General features: G+C 69.1%; 17 protein-coding genes. 6 read left to right on the top strand and 11 right to left on the bottom strand.

Annotated features, from left to right (window positions below; translation table 11 throughout):
• Window positions 1–95: 95 nt before the first annotated feature.
• A complete protein-coding gene (locus tag QMO14_RS17685; protein WP_301508723.1) occupies window positions 96–902 on the bottom strand; it encodes a helix-turn-helix domain-containing protein in 807 nt (268 codons plus the stop codon).
• Window positions 868–1,893: a LysR substrate-binding domain-containing protein gene (locus tag QMO14_RS17680; RefSeq protein WP_301508722.1), complete on the bottom strand. Its 1,026-nt coding sequence runs from the start codon at window positions 1,891–1,893 to the stop codon at window positions 868–870. The genes QMO14_RS17685 and QMO14_RS17680 overlap by 35 nt, the downstream gene beginning before the upstream one ends.
• A gap of 105 nt (window positions 1,894–1,998) precedes the next feature.
• Here QMO14_RS17680 and QMO14_RS17675 point away from each other — a divergent pair, with 105 nt between their 5' ends.
• The gene (locus tag QMO14_RS17675) at window positions 1,999–3,306 is read left to right on the top strand and encodes an MFS transporter (protein WP_301508721.1); all 1,308 of its coding nucleotides are present in this window, start codon (window positions 1,999–2,001) and stop codon (window positions 3,304–3,306) included.
• Here QMO14_RS17675 and QMO14_RS17670 read toward each other — a convergent pair.
• Window positions 3,267–4,328 (bottom strand): adenosine deaminase, encoded by a 1,062-nt coding sequence (locus QMO14_RS17670; RefSeq protein ID WP_301508720.1) that lies wholly within the window; start codon window positions 4,326–4,328, stop codon window positions 3,267–3,269. The genes QMO14_RS17675 and QMO14_RS17670 overlap by 40 nt on opposite strands.
• Before the next feature lie 86 nt (window positions 4,329–4,414).
• Window positions 4,415–5,218 (bottom strand): IclR family transcriptional regulator, encoded by an 804-nt coding sequence (locus QMO14_RS17665; RefSeq protein ID WP_301508719.1) that lies wholly within the window; start codon window positions 5,216–5,218, stop codon window positions 4,415–4,417.
• 205 nt (window positions 5,219–5,423) lie between these two features.
• Here QMO14_RS17665 and QMO14_RS17660 point away from each other — a divergent pair, with 205 nt between their 5' ends.
• The 5 genes from QMO14_RS17660 (at window position 5,424) to QMO14_RS17640 (ending at window position 9,572) form a co-directional block, all read left to right on the top strand.
• Window positions 5,424–6,191 carry an ABC transporter substrate-binding protein gene (locus QMO14_RS17660; RefSeq protein WP_301508718.1) on the top strand — a complete coding sequence of 256 codons (768 nt, stop codon included), beginning with the start codon at window positions 5,424–5,426 and terminating at the stop codon, window positions 6,189–6,191.
• A 166-nt stretch (window positions 6,192–6,357) separates the two neighbouring features.
• Complete coding sequence (gene ehuD, locus QMO14_RS17655) at window positions 6,358–7,029, top strand: ectoine/hydroxyectoine ABC transporter permease subunit EhuD (protein WP_301508716.1); 672 nt, start codon at window positions 6,358–6,360, stop codon at window positions 7,027–7,029.
• Window positions 7,026–7,787 (top strand): amino acid ABC transporter ATP-binding protein, encoded by a 762-nt coding sequence (locus QMO14_RS17650; RefSeq protein WP_301508715.1) that lies wholly within the window; start codon window positions 7,026–7,028, stop codon window positions 7,785–7,787. The genes ehuD and QMO14_RS17650 overlap by 4 nt, the downstream gene beginning before the upstream one ends.
• On the top strand, window positions 7,784–9,067 hold the full coding sequence (locus QMO14_RS17645; protein ID WP_301508714.1) for an FAD-binding oxidoreductase: 1,284 nt from the start codon (window positions 7,784–7,786) through the stop codon (window positions 9,065–9,067). The genes QMO14_RS17650 and QMO14_RS17645 overlap by 4 nt, the downstream gene beginning before the upstream one ends.
• Before the next feature lie 112 nt (window positions 9,068–9,179).
• Window positions 9,180–9,572 carry a nuclear transport factor 2 family protein gene (locus tag QMO14_RS17640; protein WP_301508713.1) on the top strand — a complete coding sequence of 131 codons (393 nt, stop codon included), beginning with the start codon at window positions 9,180–9,182 and terminating at the stop codon, window positions 9,570–9,572.
• 122 nt (window positions 9,573–9,694) lie between these two features.
• Here QMO14_RS17640 and QMO14_RS17635 read toward each other — a convergent pair whose 3' ends face one another.
• The 7 genes from QMO14_RS17635 to QMO14_RS17605 form a co-directional block, all read right to left on the bottom strand.
• Complete coding sequence (locus QMO14_RS17635; RefSeq protein WP_301508712.1) at window positions 9,695–10,066, bottom strand: hypothetical protein; 372 nt, start codon at window positions 10,064–10,066, stop codon at window positions 9,695–9,697.
• A gap of 138 nt (window positions 10,067–10,204) precedes the next feature.
• Window positions 10,205–10,864 (bottom strand): hypothetical protein, encoded by a 660-nt coding sequence (locus tag QMO14_RS17630; protein WP_301508711.1) that lies wholly within the window; start codon window positions 10,862–10,864, stop codon window positions 10,205–10,207.
• 106 nt (window positions 10,865–10,970) lie between these two features.
• A complete protein-coding gene (locus QMO14_RS17625) occupies window positions 10,971–11,921 on the bottom strand; it encodes an FHA domain-containing protein (protein WP_301508710.1) in 951 nt (316 codons plus the stop codon).
• A gap of 22 nt (window positions 11,922–11,943) precedes the next feature.
• A complete protein-coding gene (locus QMO14_RS17620) occupies window positions 11,944–14,091 on the bottom strand; it encodes a TOMM precursor leader peptide-binding protein (RefSeq protein ID WP_301508709.1) in 2,148 nt (715 codons plus the stop codon).
• Window positions 14,084–14,851: a class I SAM-dependent methyltransferase gene (locus tag QMO14_RS17615; RefSeq protein ID WP_301508708.1), complete on the bottom strand. Its 768-nt coding sequence runs from the start codon at window positions 14,849–14,851 to the stop codon at window positions 14,084–14,086. The genes QMO14_RS17620 and QMO14_RS17615 overlap by 8 nt, the downstream gene beginning before the upstream one ends.
• A gap of 94 nt (window positions 14,852–14,945) precedes the next feature.
• Complete coding sequence (locus QMO14_RS17610) at window positions 14,946–15,737, bottom strand: BMA_0021/BMA_0022 family TOMM bacteriocin (protein ID WP_301508707.1); 792 nt, start codon at window positions 15,735–15,737, stop codon at window positions 14,946–14,948.
• 18 nt (window positions 15,738–15,755) lie between these two features.
• Entirely contained in the window at window positions 15,756–19,793 is a 4,038-nt protein-coding gene (locus QMO14_RS17605) for a TOMM system kinase/cyclase fusion protein (protein ID WP_301508706.1), read from the bottom strand.
• Window positions 19,794–19,877 lie beyond the last annotated feature (84 nt).

The raw sequence follows: 19,877 nt of genomic DNA, 5'->3' as shown, positions 1-19,877 counted from the left end.
TCTTGGCGGAGCGTCCCGGAGCTTAGGCAGCCTCGCGGCGGGCGGCTTGTACGCAGCCGCTGCATTGCTCGCGGCGGCTGCCGCGGCCGATCGCGTCAGTGCAGCGGTGCGTTCTGGCCCCAAGCGTGCGAGGCCTGCTCGTCGGCAGTCACGCGCACCTGGCTCGCCAGGAACGAAGGCGGCAGGCCGAAGTAGCGCTGGAAGGTGCGGCTCATGTGCGCCGCGTCGGTGAAGCCGCTGATCAGCGCCACGTCGGTGAGCGAGCCGCGGCCGGTGAACTGCTGCACCGTGCGGCGCACCTTGGTCCACAGCGCATAGCGCTTGACCGACACGCCCACCTGCTCGGCGAAGAGGTGCGTGAGGCGGTCGGGCGACAGGCAGGCCACGGCCGCGAGATCGCGCAGCGCGATCTGACCCGCATGCGCGCGGATGGACTGCAACACGCGGTCGACGCGCGGATCGAGCGGCGTCTGCAGTTCGGGGCTCTCGGTGATGGCCTCGACCATCTTCGCGCTGAGCGACTGCAGCCGCTCGTTGGGCAGCGCGCCGCATTGGGCCGGCTGGAAGTCGTCGCGCAGCGCGCCGAAGCGCCGCGCGTCGATGGGCTGGATGCCGTGGCCGCCCATGCGCCGCGCGAGCATGCGGTAGGCGCTGGAAGCCGGGTCGAGGTTCAGCGAGAGCAGCCCGCAGCCGTCGACGTCGAGCCGCCGCGACACGTGCGGCGCGACCAGTGCGGCGGTGCAGCGCACGCGGGTGCCGTCGACCGCCTCCAGCGTGAAGGGGTGTCCGCTGACCGAGGCCAGCAGCGTGGCCGACGAGCGGGCCGTCAGGCCCGACTGGATGGCCGGTGTGATGTAGAGGAACCTGTCATCCCACAGGTGCAGGAAGTTTTGCGTTGCCATGCCGTATCACTTTTGTTCTTGTCTCCAGCGGCGGATTCTCCCGCATCGGCAACCCCGCCGGCATCACATGCTGGCGCACGGCCTCCAGCAGCAGCGCGGCAAGGCGGCTCGCTGGCGCCTCCGGCAGGGCCTGCGCGCGGTAGAGCACGAGCGAGATCTGCGGCAGCGCGGGCAGCGCCAGCGTCGAACGGTCGATGGCGCGCACATGCGACGGCAGGCCGAAGGGCGTGCGCACCGTGAGGCCCAGCCCGGCCGATGCCGCCGCCCACAGCGCCGCGAGGCTGGCACTGCCGAAGGCGCGCCGCCACGGCACGCCCGCCTTGTCGAGGGCGGTGATGACGATCTCCCGCAGCGGACAGGGTGCGTCGAGCATGATGAGCGGCAGCGGCTCCTTGCTCTTGGGCTGGCGCACGCCGCCGAATTGCTCGCGCTGCGTCCACCAGGGCGCCTCTACCCGCTCGGGCGTGCGCGGCCCGATCCACAGCAGGGGCAGCCGCGCGACGCGCTCGGCATACGGCGACAGCGGCTGGTCGCCCGCGTCCCACGCCAGGGCCAGGTCGAGCTGGCCGAGTTCGAGCCGCTCGCGCAACTCGCTGCTGCGCGCCACGCAGGCCTCGATGCGCACCTTGGGATGCGCACGCGCGAAGCGGCCCAGCACGGCCGGCAGCAGCGTCTCGCCGAAGTCTTCCTGCAGGCCCAGCCGCACGGAGCCCTGCAGGTCTGCACCACGCATGGCGGCACTGGCTTCTTCGTTGAGTTCGAGCATGCGGTGGGCATACGCCAGCAGCGTCTCTCCGGCATCGGTGAGCTCCAGCCCCCGGCCCGCCTTGCGGAAGAGCACTGTGCCGGCCTGCGATTCGAGCTTCTTCAGCTGTGCGCTCACGGCGGAGGTCGAGCGGCCCAGCTTGTCGGCGGCACGCGCGAAGCTGCCGAGCGCGATACCTGTGGAGAAAGTGCGCAGCACGTCGAGATCGAACATCACCTGGCTCATTCCGGCTCCTTCGGGTTTCGTGGCGATCATCCTGTTTTTCAGGACGATTCGCCAATTATTTTCTGATTTTCAAAACCTTCGCCGAGGCGGAAACTGCCTGGCAAGATGACCCAATCGCCCTCTTCCCCCATCTCTTCTTCATTCACACCGCGCCACCGCTGGAAGGTGCTGGCGGCAGGCGTGGCCGCCAATGCTGCCTTCTCGGTGGCCTTCAGCGGCATCCCGATGACCGCCGTGCTGATGCGCACCGGCTACCAATTGGACAACGCCACCCTCGGGCTGGTGCTCGGTCTCATGGGGCTGGGCATCGCGGTGAGCGAGCTGCCCTGGGGCCTGCTGACCGACCGCTGGGGCGACCGCCCCGTGCTGCTGGCGGGCCTGGGCAGCACGGCCCTCGCGCTCATCGCGATGGCGCTGTGGGCCGCGCCGGCCGCGGGGCACATTCCGGGGCTGGGCTGGCTGGGCAGCGGGCTGCTGCTGGTGGGCCTGCTCGGCGGCAGCGTCAACGGCGCCAGCGGCCGCGCGGTGATGACCTGGTTCGACGCCAGCGAGCGCGGCCTCGCCATGAGCATCCGCCAGACGGCCGTGCCGATGGGCGGCGGCATCGGCGCGCTGGTGCTGCCCTACGTCGCGCTGCACTTCGGCTTCGCGGCGCTCTACGGCCTGCTCGCGCTGCTGTGCGCGCTGAGCGCGGCGATGAGTTGGGCGTGGGTGCACGAGCCGCCCATCGCGCCGCACAACGACAAGTCCGCGCCGGCTTCAGCCGCCGCGCCGAACTCCGGCCCGCTGCGCGATGCGCGCGTGTGGCGCATCGTGGCCGGCATCGGCATTCTTTGCGCGCCGCAGTTCGCGGTGCTCTCCTTCGGCACGGTGTTCCTGCACGACTTCGGCCATGCGGGCCTGGCGACCATCACCGCGACGATGGTGTTCGTGCAGGTCGGCGCGATGGTCATGCGCGTGTGGAGCGGTCGCTGGACCGACCGTAAAAGGAACCGGCCGGCCTACCTGCGCGCCTGCAGCGGGCTCACGGTTCTGCTGTTCGCAGGCCTCGCCGCACTGGCACTGGCCGCGGGCACGCACGCCACCGATTCACTGACGCTTCGCACCGCGCTGGTCGTGCTGCTGGGCGTGAGCGGCGTGTGCGTGTCGGCATGGCACGGCGTGGCCTACACCGAACTGGCCACGCTGGCCGGCGCATCGCGTGCCGGCACCGCGCTGGGCATGGCGAACACCAGCGTGTTCCTGGTGTGCTTCGTCACGCCCTTCTCCATTCCACACCTGCTGGCGCTGCAGGGCTGGCCGATGGTTTGGCTGGCGGCCAGCGCCTGTGCGCTGGTGGCGATGCCGCTGCTGGTGGCGCGGCCCGCAGCCGATCAGAAGCTCGCGAAGACGGCGTTGAGCCGGTCGACGTAGGCGCGCCTGGCGGCGGCGTCGATGAAGCTGCCCTCGAAGCTGTTCGCCGCGAGCTGCCATGCCTGTTGCGCGTTCAGGCCGGTGGCGGCGAAGGTCTCGGTGAAGTTCTGGTTCATGTAGCCGCCGAAGTAGGCCGGGTCGTCGGAGTTGACGGTGGCCACCAGCCCTGCGTCGAGCAGCGCGCCGAGGTTGTGCTTCGACAGGTCTGGAAACACGCAGAGCTTGAGGTTCGACAGCGGGCACACGGTGAGCGGAATGCGGTCCTTCGCCAGGCGCTTCATCAGCTCAGGGTCCTTGGTGCTCTGCACGCCGTGATCGACGCGCTCCACCTTCAGCACGTCGAGCGCGCTCCACACGTATTCGGGCGGGCCTTCCTCGCCGGCATGCGCGACAAGGTGGAAGCCCAGCTCGCGGCAGCGCGCGAACACGCGGGCGAACTTCTCGGGCGGATGGCCCACTTCGCTCGAATCGAGCCCCACGCCGATGAACTTGTCGCGGTAGGGCAGCGCCTGCTCCAGCGTCTCGAAGGCGTCTTCCTCGCTCAGGTGGCGCAGGAAGCACAGGATGAGCGATGCACTCACGCCCAGCTTCGGTTGCGCATCGACGCAGGCGCGGTGCAGGCCGTTGACCACGGTTTCCATCGGCACGCCGCGCGCGGTGTGCGTCTGCGGGTCGAAGAACATCTCGGTGTGCACCACGTTGTCGGCCGCGGCGCGCTCCAGGTAGGCCCAGGCCATGTCGTGGAAGTCCTGCTCCTTGAGCAGCACGCTGGCGCCGGCGTAGTAGATGTCCAGGAAGCTCTGCAGGTTGGTGAAGGCGTAGGCCTTGCGCAGTTCGTCGACGCTGGCGTAGGGAATGGACACGCCGTTGCGCTGCGCGAGCGCGAAGATGAGCTCGGGTTCGAGCGAGCCCTCGATGTGCATGTGCAGCTCCGCCTTGGGCATGGCGCGCAGCAGCGCGGGCAGGCGCTCGGCGGCGAGGCGGTCGAAGCTCTTGTCGTAGGTGGGGCGTAAATCGGTCATGGTGGGTGCGAACTGCTGCTGCGTTGTGATCCCGCACAGCATAAGGGCAGCCACCTGCCGGCGCGATGCCTGAAACCGTATAGGTCTCAGTCGATGCTGCGTGCCGAGCTGGTGAGCGAGCGCGCGCACAGCAGCAGCGTGGGCGCCAGCTTGCGCACCGCCTCCTCCAGCGTCCAGCGGCTGGTGGGCGCGACGACGTGCACCGAGGCCACCGGCCTGCCCTGCGCGCCCAGCACGGGCGCGGCGATGGTCATGTCGCCGAGAAAGAGCTCCTCGGCATTGGTGGCGAAGCCCTGCTGCCGCGCCTGGCGCAGCTCTTCCAGGATCTCGTCCACGCCGGTGCGGGTATGCATGGTGTGGGCCACGCGGTCGGAGGCTTCGATGAGCGCACGCGCCTCGTCCTCGGGCAGCGCGCTGAGGAAGGCGCGCCCCGAAGCCGTGCAGTACATCGGAATGCGGCTGCCGATAGGCATGTGCACCGGCACGAACTGCGCGCTGACGAAGCGCGCCACGTAGACCATGTCCAGCCCGTCGGGCTCGGTGAGACAGGAGGTTTCGGTCGTCACCTTGGTCAGCTCCGACAGGAAGGGGTTGGCCACGTCGATCAGCGAGTGCGCCGCAAGGTAGTTGAAGCCGATCTCCATGACCCTCGGCGTGAGCTGGTAGCGCCGTGTCTTCGGGTGCTTGCGCACGTAGCCCAGCTTCTCGAGCGTGAAGACCATGCGCTGCGCCGAGCTCTTGGTGATGTCGGCGGCCTCGGCCACGTCGGCCAGCGTCATGGTGCGGCGCCGGGCGCTGAAGGCGCGCAGCACGGCCAGGCCCTTCTCCAGCGACTGGTTGAAAAGCAGGCTCTGGCTGTCTTCGGGGGCTGTGTCGGGCGTGGAGTCCATGGCGGTGGAGTATAGCCACATCTCTCTGAAATATCGAATATCGATATTTGCGATTCGACTAGTGGTTTCTATTTATTGTTTAGAGATTCAAAAGAATCGATTATTGGCACGCATGTTGCATCGCGCTGCCCCGCATCGCTTTCCTTTCCCGCCCCTCTTTTTCTTTCTTCTTTCTTCAACTTCCCTTGCTTCGAGGAGTGCTTCCATGAATCGCATCGTTCGCCGCCTTCATCGCCTGGCCCTGGGTCTTTGCATCGCCGGCGCCGCCTCGCTGGCCGCCGCGCAGGGCGCCGCGCCCACCTACAACGTGGGCGCCACGGCCACCGGCGTGCCCTTCACCTTCCTGGACGTGAAGACCAACAGCATCCAGGGAATGATGGTCGACACCGTCACCGCCGTGGGCAAGGCCGGCGGCTTCGGCGTCAACGTGCAGCAGACGGTTTTCTCCGCGCTGATCCCCTCGCTCACCGCGCGCAAGATCGACATCGTCTCGGCCGCCATGCTGAAGACGCCGGCGCGCCAGGAGGTGGTCGACTTCAGCGACCCGGTCTACTCGTACGGCGAGGGCCTGATCGTCAGGGCCGACGACGCCCGCGCGTACGTCTCGCTCGATGAGCTCAAGGGCGAGGTGGTGGGCGCGCAGGTCGGCACGGTGTTCCTGGACATGCTGAACAAGAAGGGCATCTTCAAGGAAGTGCGCAGCTACGACTCGGTGGCCGACATGACGCGCGACCTCTCGCTCGGGCGCATCAAGGCGGGCCTCGGCGACCAGCCCATCATGGCCTACCAGATCCGCCAGAACACCTTCCCCGGCGTGAAGCTGGTCGACAGCTACAAGCCCGTGAACGTGGGCGACGTCTGCCTCGTGGTGCGCAAGGGCGACACCGAGACGCTGGCACGCATCAACAAGGCGATCGCCACTATCAAGGCCGACGGCACCCTGGCCAAGATCGTCCAGAAGTGGGGGATCTGATGCACACCCCCAGGCTTCGCGCACTTCGTGTCGCTGCGCCAACCCCCTTGCAGGGGGCAACACCTGCGGCCCGGCAAAGCCGGTTCCGCGGTGTTCCCCGAATGGGCTTGCCTACGTCGGCCGATCGATTCGACGGGCTGCGCACCGCGCGACAGGACTGATGCAGATGGCTGCTCCCTCCTTCCTCCAGCACGCGCAGGACTTCCTGCCGATCCTCCTGCAGGGTGCCGTGGTCACCGTGCAGGTGACGGTGCTTTCGTTCCTGCTGAGCAGCGTGCTCGGCCTCGGGCTCGCGCTGATGAAGCTCTCGCCGGTGCGCGCGCTCTCGTGGGCCGCCGCGGTGATCGTCAACGTGATCCGCGGGCTGCCGATCATCGTGCAGCTCTTCTACATCTACTTCGTGCTCCCGGAGTTCGGCGTGCAGCTCACGGCCTTCCAGGCCGGCGTGATCGGGCTGGGCATCGCCTACTCGGCCTACCAGGCCGAGAACTTCCGCGCCGGCATCGAGGCGGTCGATCCGGGCCAGCGCGAGGCGGCGCAGGCCATGGGCATGCGCTCGGCGCTGATCATGCGGCGGGTGATATTGCCGCAGGCCTTTCGCATCGCGCTGCCGCCCTACGGCAACACGCTGGTGATGATGCTGAAGGACTCCTCGCTGGTCTCGACCATCACCGTGGCCGAGATGACGCGCGCGGGCCAGCTCATCGCCTCGTCGACCTTCCAGAACATGACGGTCTACACCCTGGTCGCCCTCCTCTACCTGCTGATGAGCCTGCCGCTGGTCTGGGGCCTGCGCCGGCTCGAGAAGCGCTTCGCCGCCGGGAGGAAGCAGCCATGATCCACGTCGAGGGACTCGAGAAGCGCTTCGGCGCGCACCGCGTGCTGCAGGGCGTGAGCCTGCACGTGGACAAGGGCGAGGTGGTGTGCCTGATCGGCCCGTCGGGCTCGGGCAAGTCGACCGTGCTTCGCTGCATCAACGCGCTGGAGTCGTACGAGGGCGGCGAGATCCGCGCCTTCGGCGAGCGCGTGGACCGCAACGCACCGAACATCCACCGGCTGCGCAGCCGCATGGGCATGGTGTTCCAGCGCTTCAACCTGTTTCCGCACCGCACCGTGCTGGAGAACGTGATGGAAGGCCCCGTCTACGTGCTGCGCCAGAACGCCGCGCAGGCGCGCGAGGAAGCGATGGCGCTGCTGGCCAAGGTCGGGCTGGCCGAGAAGGCGCAGGCCTGGCCCGCGCAGCTCTCGGGCGGGCAGCAGCAGCGCGTGGCGATCGCCCGCGCGCTCGCGATGAAGCCCGAGGCCATGCTGTTCGACGAGCCGACCTCGGCGCTCGACCCCGAGCTGGTCGGCGACGTGCTCGGCGTGATGCGTGCGCTGGCCGACGAGGGCATGACGATGATCGTGGTCACGCACGAGATGGGCTTCGCCCGCGAGGTGGCCGACCGCGTGTGCTTCCTGCACAGCGGCAGCATCGTCGAAGAAGGCCCGTCCGCGCAGGTGCTGGGCGCGCCTCGCCATGCGCGCACGCAGGACTTCCTGCGGCGCGTGCTGCATCCTTCCGGTGCGGCCGGCTCCCCGGAGGTGCGCGCATGAGCGCAGCCAGTGCCATGCCGCCGTCGCTCTGGGCTGCAACAGCCCCTCCAGCTCCGCCGACACCGCCGCTCGCCGGATCGCGCAAGGCCGACGTGCTGATCGTGGGCGGCGGCTTCACCGGCCTGTCTGCCGCGCTGCATCTGGCCGAGGCCGGCGCGCAGGTGTGCGTGCTGGAGGCGCACGAGCCCGGCTGGGGTGCCTCGGGGCGCAACGGCGGGCAGGTGAACCCCACGCTCAAGCACGACCCCGACGAACTCGTGCGGCTCTACGGCGCCGAGCGTGCGGAGCCGCTGATCGACGCGGTGTCGGGCTCGGCCGACCTGGTGTTCGACCTGATCGCGCGCCACGGCATCGACTGCCAGCCGGTGCGCAGCGGCTGGCTGCAGGTTTCCTATTCGGAGAAGGACGTGGCCGGCCTGCATGCGCGCGCCGAGCAATGGGCCAGGCGCGGCGTGAACACGCAGATGCTCGACCGCGCGGCCGTCGCGGCGCGGCTGGGCACCGACACCTTCGCCGGCGGCTGGCTCGATGGCCGCGCCGGCGGCATCCAGCCGCTGGCCTACACGCGCGGGCTGGTGCGCGCGGCGCAGGGCCTGGGCGTGGCCGTGCACGGCGGCACCGAGGTCACCGCGCTGGAGCGGCGCGGCTCGCACTGGCATGCGAGCACCTCGACGGGCGCGAGCGTCAGCGCCGAGCAGGTCGTCATCGCGACCAACGGCTACACGGGTGCGCTGTGGCCCGGGCTGAAGCGCACGGTGCTGGCGGCCAACAGCTTCATCGTGGCCACCGAGCCGCTGAAGGGCGCGGCGGCCGACGCGATCCTGCCGCGCGGCGAAACCGCCTCGACCTCGCAGCGCCTGCTGCTCTATTTCCGCAAGGACGCGCAGGGCCGCCTGCTGATGGGCGGGCGCGGCCATTTCGCCGACCCGGGGGGCCCCGCCGACTTCGCGCACCTGGAGCGCTCGCTGGAGCTGCTGTTTCCGCAGCTCGGACCGCTGCGCTACCAGTACCGCTGGGCCGGCCGGATCGCCGTCACGCGCGACTTCATGCCGCATGTGCACACCCCGGCGCCGGGCATGACGATCGCGCTGGGCTACAACGGCCGGGGCATCGCGCTGGCCACGAGCATGGGCAGGCACCTGGCGGCGCGGATGGTGGATGCGGGCGCGGATTTTCCTTATCCGGTGTCGCCGATCCAACCGATCCCGCTGCACGGGTTGCAGCGCTTCTACATCGCGGGCGGCGTGGCCTGGTACAGCCTGCTGGACCGGATGGCCTGAGGCCGAAAGCCACGGCGAACGGCCGAGTCGCCTATGCGCGCGCGGTGCCTTGCCACGGGCGCCGCGCATGCGTCAAATGGCGGGCATCGACCACAACAGCTTCAGGAGACCCATGCCGATCGACACCCTCGCCACCTGGCACAAGCTCGTCAAGGAACGCGATGTCGCAGGGCTCGATGCCCTGCTCGACGACACAGCGGTATTCCATTCGCCGGTGGTGCACACGCCCCAGGTGGGCAAGCGCATCACGCAGAAGTATCTGGCGGCGGCGTTCCAGGTGTTCTTCAACGAGAGCTTCCGCTACGTGCGCGAGCTGAAATCGGAACGCGACGGCGTGCTCGAATTCACGCTGGAACTGGACGGCATCCAGATCAACGGCGTCGACATGATGAAGTGGAACGACGAAGGAAAGATCACCGAGTTCAAGGTGATGCTGCGCCCGCTGAAGGCGGTGAACCTGATCCACCAGAAGATGGGCGCCCAGCTGCAGGCGCCAAATCCCTGAGCCATCCGCGCGCCCTGCCCCAGTCGCGGGACACCGCGGAACCGGCTCCGCCGGGCCGCAGGTGTCGCCCCCGGAAGAGGGTTGGCGAAGCGACACGAAGTGCGCGCAGCCTGGGGGAGAGCCTATTCAGCGACGACCTGGAGCGTGCCCTGCTGGCTGTACGCCCGCACGCACATGCGGGTCAGCTTCACCAGAAACTGGAACACGGCCGGCTCGCCCAGGCAGTCCGGCGTGATCGCCATGATGTCCTTGCGCAGCTCCATCAGCCGGTTTCCCGACATCGCCATCTCGGCGGAGGCGCCGTAGTAGTTCCTCCAGAAGTCCTGCAAGAGACCGCGCTTGACCTCGTCGATCACCAGCGTGTAGCCGCGCTCCCAGACCGCTTCCTCCATCGGCAGGCAGTCGACCTGCGGATCTTCCAGACGCCCGCCCTGGGGCACCAGACACACGCGCCGCATGGCCACTCTTTCAACGGTTGCTTGACGCATGTACATGGCCGGACTCCTGGCATTCGATGGTGGCCACGGGCGTCGCGCCGGATGTGGCCGGGTGGGCAGGCTGGCGGGTGCTTCTTTTCTTCATGGCCGTCGTCCTCAACGAATCCACAAGGCGTGTGACAGGCTTGGTGTTGTTCATGCCGCCGCGAGCAGGCGCAGGCGGCTCGCGTTCGAAAGGGCCAGGCTCTCCGGCTGGTCCCAGCTTCCGTCCGCGTTCAGCGTGGTGTTCAGTGCATAGACGCCGGGCGGGTACGCCAGCTCCAGCGGGTTGTTGATCGCGCTGACGTCGATCACGTCTCCCTCCTCGAAGTCGCCGTAGGCGATGAAGTACTTCGGATGCGGCGAGAAGGTCAGGTTCTGGCTGGAGCGCGCCTGCACCGCGTACACGGGGCTGCCGCCCATGGTCACGCCCACGGCGGCGGCGGACCTGGCCGGAATAGCCGCCGACTGGGCCAGATAGAGCCGGGACTGCTCGGGCCCCTGCGAGGGATTCACGAACCGGTAACTGCGATTGCAGTCGAGGGTGATCTTGTTGTTGCAGCCGCTCGGTTCGTAGGTTTCGGTGGGGGTGAACTGCACGCCGGGCTGCAGCTCGCCCGTCTCCGCCCAGGCGAAGCCGACGTCGACGCTCCACTGGAACTTGACGCGGGAGGCCTGCCCCGGATTCGAGAACCTGGCGAACCACGCCAGAGACAGGGCATTCGGCGCCAGTTGCGTCGGGTCGTTCTGGAACACCATGAAGTAGGCCGAGTGGCTTGCATGGTTGTTGACCGTGACGGAATAGATCATTCCCATGACGACTTCCCGAATGAAACAGAGTGATTGACGGCATGCGGGCCACGGCGGCACCGCACTGGTCGTCACTCTAGGGAGCGCAGGGGTCGATTTGAATTACATACGATTACAGCGGTTGCGCCCCACCACGAATTTCGAACGGGTAGCTGCCCAGCCGCACGGTGCCGCGCCGGCGCTCGACCAGCGGCGGCTCGGCCAGGTGGGGCGGCAGCGCATTGAGGAGCTGGTGCTTCGCGCGGAATATCTGGATGTTCACGTAGGAGGGCTCCACCCCCAGCATGCGCGACAACTCGTCCAGCCCGACCCACCCCTGGCTCTGCGGCGCGATGCCGCGCTGTGCGTCCTTCTGGCGCAGCCGCGCCAGCGTGACCAGGGTGTAGTGATGGATGCGCTCGCCCAGCGGCACCGACCTGCCCTGCGCCACCACGTTCAGGCTCGTGTGTTCCTCGTCCTGGCTGACCTCGAAATGAAGCGTCACGTCCGGCGACAGCGCCACGGGCATCGGAGTCGATATCGGGGTCTCCGAGGTGAGATCCAGGTCGTCGCACAGCACGAACTCCCAGGTGCTGGACGATGTGCGCACCATCGCGCCATCGGTCAGCAGTTCGATGCCGTCGATGTGCTCGAGCATCCACTTGCCGTCCTGGAAGTACACGTTCGCCTCGGGTTCGTGCTCGTCCGGCAGCAGGTTCTCGCGCGGGTTCAGCTCCAGGATGGCGCCCGCATCGCTGGCATCGGCGGGAAAGAGGCAGGTGGCCGGCGGCGCGAGGTCTTCCACGGTCCAGATCGACTCGTCGCCGATGCCCATGCGGACCTCGGCACCGAGGGGCAGCGCGGTCCAGCGGCCGCTGGGCAGGCGCTCGCCGTTCAGCGTGGTGCCGTTGCGGCTCTGGTCGACGATTTCCCACGCCTGCCGGTTCCACCGCACCATTGCGTGAACCTGGGATACGTCGGGCGCCCGCAGCACCGTCTGGCAGACCGAGGCGCGCCGTCCGAAGGCATGCACCGGCCGCAGCACGGTGGCGCGCCGGTCGAGCTTGTTCCTGAAGATGGCCATCGCCGCATTCTCCTACGCGATCTCATACGTAAAGCGCCTGCGGATTCAGGTCGCTTTCACGCATGGGAGTGTCGCGCCATCCGAGGGCGACCGGCACGCGGTACAGGCGCGGATTGCCAAGCTCCGGCCAGATGTGGCACAGGCCCGGCACCACCACCTTCACCGTGCACAGGGGAAGATCGGGACGGGTGTGGTCGAGAACGATGGTTTCCAGGCCGAGCGAGGCGGCGATGCCTACGCAGCGGCGGATCTCGTCGGCAATGTCGGTCCGGGCGGCGGGAGCCGCCGAAACCGGCGCGGTGCCCTCCGGCATGAGGAAGGCCGGAGCCCCCTCCTCCCCGGATTCGGCGGCCGGCACCGCGAAGCTCTTGCCCGCTGCGATCAGCTGGCTCATTTCCGTGAGCGCCCGCTCACAGGCCAGCGCGCGGTCGGGGCTGCAGCCGAAGCCGACCGCCCAGGCCCCCGTGTCCAGGTGGCGGCCGACGGCGACCACCACCGGAATGCCGAAATCGTGCGTGATGTCGAGCACCCAGCGCTCCCAGCGCGGGCCGCAGGTGCGCTCGATGCGCTGGAGGATGTCGCCCGGGAGGCCGTCGAGCCCGATCGCCGGCCTGCGGTGGCGGCCGTACCACCAGACGGCGGCGGCGTCGCGCTCCACCAGTTCGAGAAAGCCCTGGAGGATGGCTTCCTCGCGCGTATTCCCTGCCGCGCAGCCGTTCGAGGTCCAGCCCACGTGAAGCTGGCTCTGCGCCGGCGCGTTGGCGAAGCAGAAGGCCAGCGGCAGGTACCGGCGCTCGTCCGCGGTCAGCGACCAGGCAGGCGTCCACCATGAAGGCTGTTGCTCCATCGCGGCGGAGGGGGCCACGGCATGCGGCGGCTTGTGCGTGTCGAAACGCTCGCGCTGGCGTTCGCTGAAGAGCGCCAGAGCCTGCGGCTCGATGCAGGGAGCATCCAGATCGGCGGCGGGCGCGATCAGCCAGGCCTCGTCGCCCTGGAAAAAGGCGCAATGCCGCTCGGCCGCCTCGCACAGCGCACTGGCGCGGGACTGCTCCATCGACATGCCCTTGCCCAGGCACACCTGGGTCAGCGCGCCGGGCAACTCGTCGTCGCCGGCCGGCGGCGTCCTGAAGATTTCGCTGCGGTAGACCGTCAGCGCGCCCTCGGCTTCGGCGTTCAGCGGCACGATCCGCGCGACCGCGCCGGTGAGCGGGCTGACGTGGCGCATCAGCCGCTCCACGGTGACCGAAGCCGGCACGGTGCGCCAGCCGCCGTCGTGGCTTGCGGTGGGCAGGCCCGGCGCCAGCACGATGGGCTCGCGCTGCTTGCGCGCAACGAGACCGGGTGTTCCGCAGTGCGGGCATTGCGGGCGGACGGCTACGAAATGCGGCTCGGGCGAATCCAGCGTCCGGACCTGGGCGTCGCCCGCATGGGTCACGATCTCCAACGCGAGGGGAAGCAACTGGCCGAGACGCTCGCCGACGAGCCCCGTGCCGGCGTGAACCGGCGCGCTGCTATCCGCGCTGCCGTGCCGCGACTGCCACCAGGCGCGCGCCGGGCGGTTCCTGAGCCAACGGTGCGCGAGGCAGTGCCAGCACGGGCCGGAAGCCCGGAAGACAGGACCAACCATGGCCTGCTCTCCCGTCGGCTTGACCAGCAGCCAGGGCCGGCCCGAAGCGCGCTGCTCCGCGTCGATGGCGGCAAGCCTGGGGTCGAGATAGTCGTCGCAGAACACGAGGCTGAGTTCGGTGCCGTCGGGCAGCGCCTGCGCCCAGCGGCTCGCCGAACCGGCATCCACCGCCTTCGACAGCGCGATCGCGTCCACATGACCGGAAAGAGCCGTGCGGACATGCACCGCCGAATAATCGGAAACCAGCCAGGAATCGGTGTCGCTCTTTGCCACGGGCCGCACCAGCCCTTGGCGCGCGAGCGCCTCCAGCGCATGCAGCAACTGCGCGAGTTGCGCGGCGGTTTCTCCGGTACGGCAATAGGCGGCGAGGCTGACTCCCTCGCGCAGCACGCGCTCCACGGCCATGACGCCTGGCGAGCCCAGCACCAGCAGGTCGTTCTCGCCGGCCAGCAGCAGGCGATCCTGAAGCACAACCGGCGGCAGGAACCTGTCATGCCAGCGGAAGACGTCGGTGAAGAAATCCGGCATCGGGCCGTTATGCATCGTCTTGCGGCCGTTGCCGGCCCAATGCGAGCCGCACCACGCCATAGGGCGATGCGCCGGTCGTGGCCCGGAATGCAGCCTCGAAAAGCCGGTGCTTCTCCGAGAACTGCCCGTAGATATGGTCTTCGGACAGCACCTGCATCGATGGATGCAGGCGCGCGATCTGCGCGGCGCTCTCGAAGCCCGACACCACCGGCAGCCGCATGCCGCCCACCGCCATCGACTGGGCGGCGAGCACCGGATGCACGTGGTCGAGCACGACGACGCACGAGTTCGTGCCTTGCGCGAAACGACCGGCGAGGCTGCGCAGCACGGCCTCCAGCGGGGCCTGCGGCAGGTAGGGGCACACGCCCTCCAGCATCACGAGCACCGGCCGGTCGCCGGGCAGGCCGGCGGCATCGAGCCAGCGCTCGTCGAGCACGGAGCAGGCAATGTCGGCGCCCTCGCCTTCATCAGCGTGCGGCATGTGCTGCGCCCGCAGCTCGATGGCGTCGGGCAAATCGATGTTGAGCCAGCGCGAACGCGCCACCGCCGCGGTGCCGAGCCGGCTGCGGCGCGTGCACAGCCCCGCGCCCAGCGTGATGCACAGGGCGTCGGGATGATCGGAAAGGAACCCGGCCGCGAACCGGTCGAAGAGCGCCGCGCGCAGCACGATGCTGCGCACGAAGGCCGGATCGGCCGCGTAGGCCGAGATGTCGAAAGGCAGCGACGCAGCGATGCGCCGTGCCTCGGGATCGAAAAACACCGACGCATCGGCCACGGCGCCCGAATTGGCGCGCGCGGCCAGCGTCAGCAGGAGCGTGGCCGTGGCGCCCTGAAGCGCGCCCGCCGCCGGCCCCTGCCCTGTCGCGGACTCAGCAGGTGAAGGGATAGGGGTCGCCCGTGTTGTTGTACGAGGTCAGCGCGATGGCGCGCATGCTCTCTTCCACCGGTGCCGTCGGATAGTTCAGGCGGATGGCATTCTTGATCGCGGTGCCGTCGGCGTTCTTCTGGTTCCATTCGCCCTTGGCGGCGTCCCAGGTGAAGGCCGCGTTGGAGGTGAACAGGATCTTGAAGTTGAACGGGTTGTTGTAGCCCAGCCATTGGCTCAGCACGTTGGCCTTGTCGGTCTCGGGGTCGCGCGTCAGCTCATAGAGCAGCTCGGGCGACTGCCATGCGACGGCGATCGCGCGCAGCACCACGCCGCCGAAGGCCAGCAGCGAGCCGTCGCCGCCGCCGGGAATGCCCAGGCCCGTGGGCAGCGCACCGCCGACGATGCCGGGCGGCGGCACGGCCGCCTCGAACGATGCGGCGGAACCCATGAAGTTCGGGAACAGCTGGTAGTAGGCAGCCAGCGCTTCGGTGGCGTTCGACGACGGGGCTTGCGGCAGCACGATCACGAAGGAATCGTCGGGGCCGACCCAGCCGGCGGTGAGCACCGGCTTCCATTCGGCACGCTGGGCCGGGTCGGGGCTCAGGAACAGCGACACGTCGAGCTGGGGCCAAGCGGTCGGCAGGCCGAAGTCGCGGTGCAGCATCGGCTGGATGTCCTGCTGGTCGAGCAGTTCGCGGCGGTAGGCGTCGTCCTGCCACGAGCGGGCGATGGCGCGCAGGTAGGCCAGGCGGAACTCGAGCAGCGGGTCACCGCTTTGGACTTGGAAAGTCATGATTACTTCATCCTTGGTTCAAGAGGAAATCGGCGCATGCGTCGGCATGCGCGCGGGCAACTCCGGCCGCAGTCCGGCCAGATTCTTCAGGCGCGCGGCAATGTCGGGCGAGACGGAATCCGCCATCGCCCGCATCGCCGACAGCGCCTCGTATTCGGTTCTGTACTTGGCGCCTTCTCGCGCCACCTCGGCGGCTTTCGCGAAGCATGCGGCGACAGCATCGCGGCCGCTGCCCGCGGCCTGCAGGTAGCGGGCCTTCTGCAGGTGCAGTTCCGACCGGTAGAGCCCTTCCTTCAGTTCGTCGGTCATGCGCAGGCATTCGTCGATGCGCTGCAACGCCTCGTCCCAGCGGCCGTTGGCGGCCAGCGTGTCGGCGGCGAAGGCGCGGTAGTAGGTCTGGCAGTAGCGGCAGCCCATGCCCCACAGCGCCTGCACCCAGGCGTCGGCCGCTGCAATGTTGTCGACGTCGCCGGTGGCCCAGCAGCGGATGATCTCGGCATAGCCCTGGAAGGCCGGCAGGCCGTAGCGCTGCGTGATGCCCAGCAGCTCGCCGGTGCTCACCAGCGCGCGCGCCTTGTCGTTGCGGCCCTGGTGGCCCAGGCTCTGGTAGAGCAGCGCCATGCTCAGCGACGGGATGTGCGACATCTCGCGCGCCCAGCGCACCGCGTTGGTGGCGTCGGCGCGCGCGGCAGCGTCGTGGCCCGCGAACCAGCGCACCAGTGCGCGGCCGGTGGTCGCCCACACGCGGGTGTCGAAACCGAAGTCGGCCGCATGGTGTGCGTGGGCCTCGGGGTTGTAGCGCTCGACGGCGTCGGTCAGCGACTGCTCGGCGCGTTCGAAATCGCCGTCGGAGTAGTGCGCGAGGCCGAGGTAGGTCTGCGCCGCGACGAACACGCCCTGGTCCTGCGCCTGCACGGCCTGGTCGAGCAGGCGGTTGCTCAGCTGCTGCACCTCGGCGCGGTTGCTGGCCACGTGGTGGAAGGTGATCAGCGTCCACAGGTGCTGCACCTGCTTCTCGCGCGGCACCTCGTCGGACAGCAGTTCCTGCGACAGCGCGATGCGGTCGACCACCTGCGCGTGCGCCCAGCCGTACTTGTTCATCATGGCCTGCGTGACGTAGCTGTTCACGTCCAGCCGCGCCTCTCGCTGCGCCTCGCCTTCCAGGTGCGCCATCCAGCCGTCGATGTGCTGTGCGTAGGAAATCGTTTCGTCGTTGAGCGAGCGGTGCTGCGTGATGCGCAGCTGGCGCACCGCCAGCGCCACCGCCTGCGCGTACTCGCCCGCGTCGGCCCAGTGCTGGGCCACGCTGCCGGGCTCGTTCGCCACGTGCTGCGGCTGGCTGTCGATCAGCGTCTGCGCGACGTTGCGGTGCAGCTGCCGGCGCTGCGCGACCAGCATGCTCTCGTAGGCGGTGTCGCGGATCAGCGCGTGGCGGAAGATGAAGCTGCCCGGCTGGCCGGCCGGCGCGACCAGGCCCGCGTCGAGCAGCACGGACATGTCCTTGTCCATCGCCTCGGCGCTCTTGCCCGAGCAGGCGCACAGCAGCTCGGCCTCGAACTGGCGGCCGATGGTGGCGGCGAGCTGCAGCAGGCCCTTGACGGGGCCGAGCCGGTCGAAGCGGCTGACCAGAGAGTCGCGCAGCGTGACCGGGATGGCGGCCGGCTGCGCCGTGTCCTTGAAGACCCAGACCTGGTCCTTCTCGACCAGGTAGGCGTCGAGCATCATGCGCGCCATTTCCTGGATGAACAGCGGCACGCCGTCGGTGCGCTGCACCACGTTGTCGATCACCTGCGGCGCGGCGACGCGCGGCGCCAGCGCCTGGCGCGCCAGCTCGGCGGCCTGCGCGTCCTCGAGCCGGCGCACCTCGATGCGCTCGGCCTGCATGGCATCGGGTTTCACCCATTCGGGGCGTGCGGTGAGCACCAGCAGCACGCGGCGCTGCGGCAGCTGCGCGATGAGCTGTTCGACGAATTCGATGGTGGTGGGGTCGGCCCAGTGGACGTCCTCCAGCAGCAGCAACACCGCGGCGGAATCGGCCATGTGCAGCAGCCATTGCGCGATCGATTGCAGCAGCAGCGCCTTCTGCATCGGCGGCGACATCTGGCTGGGCGCGCGGTCGCCCAGGGGCAGCGACAGCCACGCGCAGAAGATCGGCAGCACCGCCTCGCCGTCGCAACCGGCGGCGTGCAGCGCCTCGCGCAGGCGCTCGCGGCGCGCCTCGGGCGAGGCGGCGTCGGGCGTGGCATCGAGCCGCTGGCGCAGCAGCGTCAGAAACGGCGTCAGGGCGTTGTTCTGGTTCTCGGGCTGGCACTGCGCCACGACGGTCTGCAGCCCCTCCTTGGCGACCTGTTCGCGCAGCACGTCGGCCAGGCACGACTTGCCGATGCCCGGCTCGCCGCGGATCCACACCGCGCCGCCCTGCCCTTCGCGGGCCCGGCTCCATGCCGAGCGCAGTTGCTGCAGCTCGGCCTCGCGGCCGATGCAGGCCTTGTGGAGCGCCTGCTCGGCGAAGCCGTCCGAGGCCGACGCCTGCTGTTCGCCGCCGAGGCGGTAGGTCTGGACGCCGCCGGACTGGCCCGGCAGCGTGACGGTGCCAGCCTTGTCGAAGCTCGCGTGGCGGCTCAGCAGCCGGTAGCTGCTCTCGCTCGCCAGCAGTGTGCCGGTGTCGGCCACGCCTTCCAGCCGCACCGCGACGTTGACGGCATGGCCCGACGGAATCTCTCCGGCCGCGACGATCGCCATGCCGGTGTGCATGCCCATGCGGATACCGAGGTGCACGCCGTGCTCCTGCTCCATCGCGGCGCAGCGCTGGCGGCTCAGGGCGATGAGTTCCATGGCCGTGCGTCCGGCCTGGCGCGCGTCGGTGTCGCTGGCGTGCGGATAGCCGAAGAGCACGATCATCCGGTCGCCCAGCGTGCCCGCGAGCAGGCCGCCGCGGCGCGTGGCGGTCTCGGAGAACAGCGCCAGCTCGTTGCGCTGGAGCAGTTCGAGGTTTTCGATGTTTGAAGGCAAGGCCTCGTCGGCGCTCTCGTCGTCGGCCGCGTCGGGCCACACCGAGACGCTGCAGCACAGCACGGTCAGCTGCCGTTTCTCGGAGAAGCCGCGCGTGGTGATCACGGTCTGCGCGAGCGCGTCGTCCTGCGCCAGCTTGGCCGAACGCAGCACGCCCACGAGGTCGTCCAGCCGCAGTCGGCCGAGTTCAGCCAGCAAGGCGGCGGCGGAGTCGCTGCGGTCGGCGGCCTTCTTGCGCAGCGCCTGGCGCAGCACGGAGGCCACCGGGTGGCTGGCGATCTCGGCGGGCAGCGGAACTTCCTGCGGGCTCAGCTGCTGGTGAAGGATCTCGGCCGCCGACGCGCCGCGGATGGCGGGCGCGCCGGTGAGGCACTCGATGAACATCAGGCCCCAGGCGTACAGGTCGGACTTCACGCCCGGCGGCTCGCCGCGCAGCTGCTCGGGCGCGCTGTAGGCCGGCGTGCCCAGGGCCTCGTCGGTCATCGTGAGCGTGGGGAACTCGTCGCCTCGGTTCGAGGGAATGACGGTGCCGATGCCGAAGTCCAGCACCTTCGCGTGCGGAACGGCACCGGTGAAGGTGACCATCACGTTGTCGGGCTTCAGGTCGCGGTGCACGATGCCCGCGCTGTGCGCGCAGTCCAGCGCGTCGAGCACTTCCGCCATCAGGTGGCCTGTCTCGGTGGCGGTGAGCGCGCCCTTGCGGCGGATCAGGCTGGTGAGCGTTTCTCCGGGCACGTACTCGAAGACGCCGTAGACGCAGGGGCCCTGCTCGCCCTTGTCGAGCAGCTGCACGATGTGCGGATGGTGCAGCGAAGCGCAGAGCTTTGTCTCGCGATGGAAGCGCGCCACGCGCTGGCTTCCCACCTGCAGCTTCACGACCTTGATCGCGACCACGGTGCCCGTGCTGCGCTGCAGCGCGCGATACACGGTGCCGTAGCCGCCAGCGCCCAGCTCCTCCAGCAACTCGTAACCCGGTATCTCCAGCGGCTCGGGCAAATTCGGCTGCGACGCCGGGTGCGTGGGATTGGTGACTGCGTCCTGCATTTCAGTCTCGTCGTGATGGAGCGTTGATGGTCCTCCGGGACTCGCCTCGGTCGCGCTCCGACCCTGAGGCGGTACGCAATAGTG

Origin of the sequence: Variovorax sp. CAN15 (genome assembly GCF_030462475.1) — a bacterium.
In the GTDB taxonomy this organism is placed as follows: domain Bacteria; phylum Pseudomonadota; class Gammaproteobacteria; order Burkholderiales; family Burkholderiaceae_C; genus Variovorax.
The sequence above is the reverse complement of the archived record's forward strand: the minus strand, read 5'-3'. Positions and strand labels throughout refer to the sequence as shown.

What these genes read in the sequence shown, in the direction of transcription:
- QMO14_RS17685 (WP_301508723.1), bottom strand. Translation starts at nt 902, where the DNA reads ATGGCAACGCAAAACTTCCTGCACCTGTGGGATGACAGGTTCCTCTAC.
- QMO14_RS17680 (WP_301508722.1), bottom strand. Translation starts at nt 1,893, where the DNA reads ATGAGCCAGGTGATGTTCGATCTCGACGTGCTGCGCACTTTCTCCACA.
- QMO14_RS17675 (WP_301508721.1), top strand. Translation starts at nt 1,999, where the DNA reads ATGACCCAATCGCCCTCTTCCCCCATCTCTTCTTCATTCACACCGCGC.
- QMO14_RS17670 (WP_301508720.1), bottom strand. Translation starts at nt 4,328, where the DNA reads ATGACCGATTTACGCCCCACCTACGACAAGAGCTTCGACCGCCTCGCC.
- QMO14_RS17665 (WP_301508719.1), bottom strand. Translation starts at nt 5,218, where the DNA reads ATGGACTCCACGCCCGACACAGCCCCCGAAGACAGCCAGAGCCTGCTT.
- QMO14_RS17660 (WP_301508718.1), top strand. Translation starts at nt 5,424, where the DNA reads ATGAATCGCATCGTTCGCCGCCTTCATCGCCTGGCCCTGGGTCTTTGC.
- ehuD (WP_301508716.1), top strand. Translation starts at nt 6,358, where the DNA reads ATGGCTGCTCCCTCCTTCCTCCAGCACGCGCAGGACTTCCTGCCGATC.
- QMO14_RS17650 (WP_301508715.1), top strand. Translation starts at nt 7,026, where the DNA reads ATGATCCACGTCGAGGGACTCGAGAAGCGCTTCGGCGCGCACCGCGTG.
- QMO14_RS17645 (WP_301508714.1), top strand. Translation starts at nt 7,784, where the DNA reads ATGAGCGCAGCCAGTGCCATGCCGCCGTCGCTCTGGGCTGCAACAGCC.
- QMO14_RS17640 (WP_301508713.1), top strand. Translation starts at nt 9,180, where the DNA reads ATGCCGATCGACACCCTCGCCACCTGGCACAAGCTCGTCAAGGAACGC.
- QMO14_RS17635 (WP_301508712.1), bottom strand. Translation starts at nt 10,066, where the DNA reads ATGTACATGCGTCAAGCAACCGTTGAAAGAGTGGCCATGCGGCGCGTG.
- QMO14_RS17630 (WP_301508711.1), bottom strand. Translation starts at nt 10,864, where the DNA reads ATGGGAATGATCTATTCCGTCACGGTCAACAACCATGCAAGCCACTCG.
- QMO14_RS17625 (WP_301508710.1), bottom strand. Translation starts at nt 11,921, where the DNA reads ATGGCCATCTTCAGGAACAAGCTCGACCGGCGCGCCACCGTGCTGCGG.
- QMO14_RS17620 (WP_301508709.1), bottom strand. Translation starts at nt 14,091, where the DNA reads ATGCATAACGGCCCGATGCCGGATTTCTTCACCGACGTCTTCCGCTGG.
- QMO14_RS17610 (WP_301508707.1), bottom strand. Translation starts at nt 15,737, where the DNA reads ATGACTTTCCAAGTCCAAAGCGGTGACCCGCTGCTCGAGTTCCGCCTG.
- QMO14_RS17605 (WP_301508706.1), bottom strand. Translation starts at nt 19,793, where the DNA reads ATGCAGGACGCAGTCACCAATCCCACGCACCCGGCGTCGCAGCCGAAT.